The sequence below is a fragment of the Paenibacillus sp. J2L1-98 genome, from assembly GCF_056269405.1.
On sequence record NZ_JBWDNW010000052.1, the window covers coordinates 1 to 5,238 of the forward strand.

At 41.4% G+C, this 5,238-nt stretch carries 4 protein-coding genes; all 4 read left to right on the forward strand.

Annotated features, from left to right (window positions below; translation table 11 throughout):
- Positions 1–1,087: IS110 family RNA-guided transposase (locus tag AC0YNZ_RS31220; protein WP_475830252.1), on the forward strand; the 1,087-nt coding region annotated here is incomplete at its 5' end.
- Positions 1,088–1,759: 672 nt separating this feature from the next.
- Positions 1,760–3,403, forward strand: a complete 1,644-nt coding sequence (locus tag AC0YNZ_RS31225; RefSeq protein WP_475830253.1) for an S-layer homology domain-containing protein — start codon at positions 1,760–1,762, stop codon at positions 3,401–3,403.
- Positions 3,404–3,646: 243 nt separating this feature from the next.
- The gene (locus AC0YNZ_RS31230) at positions 3,647–4,165 is read left to right on the forward strand and encodes a hypothetical protein (protein WP_475830254.1); all 519 of its coding nucleotides are present in this window, start codon (positions 3,647–3,649) and stop codon (positions 4,163–4,165) included.
- A gap of 719 nt (positions 4,166–4,884) precedes the next feature.
- Positions 4,885–5,214, forward strand: coding sequence for a hypothetical protein (locus AC0YNZ_RS31235; RefSeq protein ID WP_475830255.1), 330 nt, complete (start codon positions 4,885–4,887; stop codon positions 5,212–5,214).
- Positions 5,215–5,238: the final 24 nt, after the last annotated feature.

Here is a 5,238-nt window from a genome sequence, read left to right on the forward strand (position 1 = left end):
GTGGATCCAGTCGCTGCAAACCGCTCACACTTTAACGGCAGCCATTGTTGGCATGGAGCCTACCGGACACTACTGGCTTAACCTATCCAAGTGGCTCTCAAATCGTCAGTTTGAAGTTGTTCTAGTCAATCCACATCTCGTAAAAAAGAATAAGGAGAACCGCGACAATACGCCATCCAAAAGTGACAAAAAGGATGCTCTCGTTATCGCAGACATGGTTAAAAACGGCTACTACTCATTCACTCGCAACACACCAGAAGCATTTGAAGAACTACGTGTCTTTCTCTCAAACCGCGACTCTGTCGTAACGAGACTCATTAGTGCGAAGAACCAAATCCATCGCTGGGTCGACGTTGTTTTCCCTGAACTGCGACAAGTTTTCAAAAACATTATGTGTATCGGTTCATTGGCCACACTTCGTCTTTTCCCAACGCCCGAAGAATTGTGTAAATTACAGCCTCAAGATATCTTACGAGGCTGGAAGTCGCTTATGAAACGGCATTCGGGTGATCGAAAAGCTCGAGCTCTTATCTCATTGGCTTGCAGATCTGTGGGTTCTAAGCAAGCCACACATGCCTATAAGCTCCACCTGAAGCAGCTGCTCGATGAGTACGATCTTGCTTGCCTGCAATTGCAAACGGTAGAAACAGAGATTATCGCCGTTTTGGAACGCATTCCATTTGTGGGGTCCATGCTTGCTGTCAAAGGGATTAGTGCCATTTCGTTAGCCGGTATTCTAGGTGAGGCGGGCGATTTAAGCGGTTTTGTTCATGGTAATGCCTTACTGCGTCATGCTGGTCTCAACCTTGCAGAAGCAAGCTCAGGTAAATGGACCGGACAGATGAAGATTAGCAAACGTGGACGCTCTCGTCTCCGACGTTTCATCTTCATGATGACGATGAGTTTAGTCGCGAACAATCCGGAGTTTAAAGCTATGCATGCCTACAATGTACAGATAAAGAAGATGAAGAAAATGAGGTCCATTATGAAGCTGTGTGGCAAATTAGCCAGAATTTTAGCCGGAATGGCTCGCAGCGGCGAAGCTTATAACCCTCCTAAAACGTTGCCTATTCAGCTAGCAGCTTAATCTATATTTTACCGTTTCGTTGTACGAATTTTGACTTATTCGCAGGATTTCAAAGAAAGCACGGAGTACCGGATACATTGAACCAAAGGGCGCAGACCCGTAACGATAGCAAGACCGGCCTCCACCCCTTGGACAGGCGTAACGAAGGAATGAAAGGGCAATGACCCGTTGAGACATGGGAGTGAGAACCTCCAGGGGCGGCGTGGAGAAAGCGTGCAGTAAATGGAATTATTTAGGGCAGCTGTGCTCTCCCTTTATTCCCGTGCGCCTTCATGTTGCCGAAGTCTAACACGGAGTTCCCCGTCTAATCTTTCACCCCTTACCAACAGGGCGAAATCCTGCGAATAAGCGAGCATTCGTGAGAAAATTATATCGTACCAGGGAGTTGAATGCAAAGAGGCTGCCGCGCGGTAGCCTCTTTGCTCTAGAAACCCATTTTTTGTATGTAAACGAAAAGCATACCAATTTATGGGGATGTTAATCTTATAGAAAATAAGCTTGTAAATCTTCATTATGAGCTTCACATACTCTTACTAGACGATCACCTTTTCTACATAGCTACTGTATTGGTGTCATTTCACAAAAGCGGGTGAGTAGGAGAAAGTAGTCAATAGGGACTGGAACGATGATATAATATACTCAATCTATTAACAGAAGGGATCCAAAGACAGCATGAGTAGTGAACGTAGGATTTTTGTCTTTCTATCGGTTTTATTTACCATATTTTTGATTGCTTCATTATCTCCAAAGAGCAAAGTTTATGCAGAAAGTGAAACATCAAATACGCTACCGCTGCATTTAGTGAAAATGGAAACCTATGAAAATGGTGTATTTACTAATGTTCCTTTCGGAGGCCATATAGATCGCGGGGCAAAACGGCTCGTGCTAACTTTCGATCATGATATTGACGACTATTCTGATTTCATAGCAGTAGTTGATAGTCAGGGGAATAAGGTGGTGTGGTGGTATTGTGGCGGATCCTGTATCCCAGATTTAAAAGATAATCAAATAACGTTGAACTTAAGTATGGGGGCGATGTACACACCGTTAAAACGTAATGAAACCTACACAATGAGACTAAACTCTAAAGGACATTTGATCAATGATAGGAATGGTATCGACTATTCGATCGATACCTCCGTTACACTTAAAACTTTAGATATTCCATATTTTAATAATGTTATCTTGAATTTGTTTAATCCCCAAACGAAACCTGCAGCAACCAGTATCATTAAAATTCATGCAGAGCCGGGAATTCTTACATTAACGCCACTTCATGTAGATGTAACCAATGACTTTTATATTTCGTTAAAGGATAGTAAGGACGGGAATGTTTTGTACCAAGGGGGTCCTGTTCAAGGGCCCGTGAATGTTTCCATATTAACATCCGGAGAGTATGATCTAATTACGGAGTACCTTACGAATAATCATCGGGTAAGTAGCAAATATCCGATTCAAATAGCTGTTAATGGACCGGATTTGTCAGTGTCGGATGTAGAACTGCCCATGTTTCGAATCATTTCGTTAGACTCACATCCAAACATGGCTCAGCCTATGGTTATTGCGGTAGAAGTGGGGGACAAAGTAGAGATTGAAATGGAAGGTATAGGAGAGCAGCCATTTCCGATCGAGTCTTGGAACAGCAACAGGGTTAACATTCTTCTCAATCACATGGAATTGCCTGAAGGACTGCATCAATTGATTTTTCATGTTAGAAAAAAAGGATCAGCCAATTCTAGGATCATTACACGAGAAATTTTAATCGATCGTATTAATGCCTTTTCAGACGTGCCTAAATCCCTTTGGGCACATGTTTATATCGAAAGAATGTTTCACATGGGAATTCTTAAGGGGCGTACTGAAGGGGGCTTTATGCCAAACTCACCTATTACGCGACAGGAATTTGTGAAGATGTTGGTTGTTGCAGCCGATACAAAAGATCATGCGGAGAATTCTAATTTTGCAGATGTGGCGGTTGATTCATGGGCTAAACCGTATATCGATCGTGCGGTAGCAGAGGGATGGGTCGAAGGTGAGGAAATGAACGGGGAGAAACATTTTTTTCCGGAAAGAACGATCACCCGATTAGAAGCGGTGGCCATGATGGGGCGGACACCGCAACTTAGTCGTCTACCCCAACCGCTGGATGCTTTTCAGCCAGTCGAAGACAAGTATATTCCGGAATGGGGTTTACCTTATGTGATGAAATTAAGGTATTATGGATGGGTGAACGGTTATAGTGATCGTACTTTCAGGCCCCAGAATAAGCTAACTCGAGCGGAAGCAGCAAAGATGCTGGATGCCTTTACGAGATGAACCTACGGCGAATTGTGGTTTTGCAGCCACGTTTCGCCTCCACCAACCCAGTTCGAATGAGGGCTGGGTTTTTCTGTGTCCTAAAATTGTAGACAGATTGTGGACATCAAAACCAAAGAAAAAGTATTAGACAGGTACGTCATCGGACAGACTAGTTCCAGTAATTCCTCACTCGTCGATTCAACTTTTTCCTCTCAAAACGCGTCTATAATGCAGCACTAATACAGCGGGAGGAAGATGGTTTTGAAGAAAGTATTTCTTGTACTTGTATTCAGTATTGTTTTTGCTACGGGATGTTCTAAGGAAATAGAAGAATCAGGTCCAATTCTACATCAGGAAACAATTGGGGACCTAGCGTATGAAATCAAGCTGAGTAATAACCACTTTGGAATGAATGAAGAAATTGAAGTTTTCACAACCTTGACGAATCGGGGAAAAGAGGCTTTAACCTATGTTTCCGGAAGCTCTAGTTGTCCTAACCATGCGGTTGTTAATATTGTTCACCAGGAATCAACTACAAGATTGGCAATAAAACCATACGGAGATTGCACAGCTGATCTAGGTAAGTCTAAATTGGAGCCTGGTCAAGTCGTCGAAGATAAGTGGATTTTCATTGCTAATAACTATAGCAAGCCCGGCATTTATGATGTACAGATTGCGTTACCACCTGAGGATATTAGAACGACAGGAGATTATCAATCAATCCCGATAAACCCACGACCAAGCACCAAAACACAGATAATTCTTTCAGACAATCATTGAGCTAACGGGTACGATAGTTCAATGAAAACAGGGAGCAACACCACCGAGGTACTGCTCCCTGTTTTCATTGAAGTAACGGGAGGATAGTTTAATCACTTCGCGAATACTACAACTTGCGTAGATTGAAAATGACGTTATCTGCGATATTCGGAAAGATGGTGGACAAAAAATGAATCTATACTTTCAATACGAGAAAGATGGAAAAACATTAATTTCATTAATGACTACTTATTAAATATTCACCCAAGAACTAATTCATTTTGTACTCTTTCAAAAGACAATGATACTTTCGTTCAGTGTGCAGGAGCGAAATTAAGGATGATATTGAATTTAGGCTTTCAAATAATAATTCTTATAATCACTACTGTTTAGGTAAAGAAAGAGAAGACAAATCACTTACTTCAATTAATTATAGCGGTGGTGCAATAACACTTCAGAGGAATGAAATCTTAACTTATAAGGATGCAATAAGGGTTTTTGAATCATTCTTTTTTTATAATGAAGTGCCAATTGAGTATCAATTAAGAAGAGTACAACTTGATAACGCTTAAAGCCATACACAGCATGATTCATTACGCTAACGGGTACGATAGTTCAACCACCATGGAGCAGTTTGCGATCCGCAGATGCTCCTTTTTCATTACACTAACGGGCAGATTAGTTTAATACTCCTATGTCAATAATGGTACAAATCGGCTGTCGTAATGGAGGCGAATAATGTGAAATACAACCAAATGACGGATGAAGAAAAACGCAGATTGCTTATGGCGATGTATTTTCTACAAAAGGGCGCACACCAGTTAAACCGTCTACATGATGAATTCAGTCTTAGGGATACTGATGAAGGAATAAAGGAGTCCAATGAAAAGGAAAGCAATCTTTTTCAAGCTATAGGGCGTTTGGATGATATTTACCTTTACTCAGAAGATGAGATCGAAAAGGAAGAAATACAAAAATTAGAAGATGAAATTTTCGAATGGATTGAGGATTACGGATTTACCGAGGACGTTAAAAAGTATTTTAATAAGAACAGTATTATGTTCAGCTAACGAAGAACTTTAGTTCAACTAGTA

Bases quoted from the DNA above. Each gene is read 5' to 3' on its own strand.
- AC0YNZ_RS31225 (WP_475830253.1), top strand. From the start codon at position 1,760: ATGAGTAGTGAACGTAGGATTTTTGTCTTTCTATCGGTTTTATTTACC.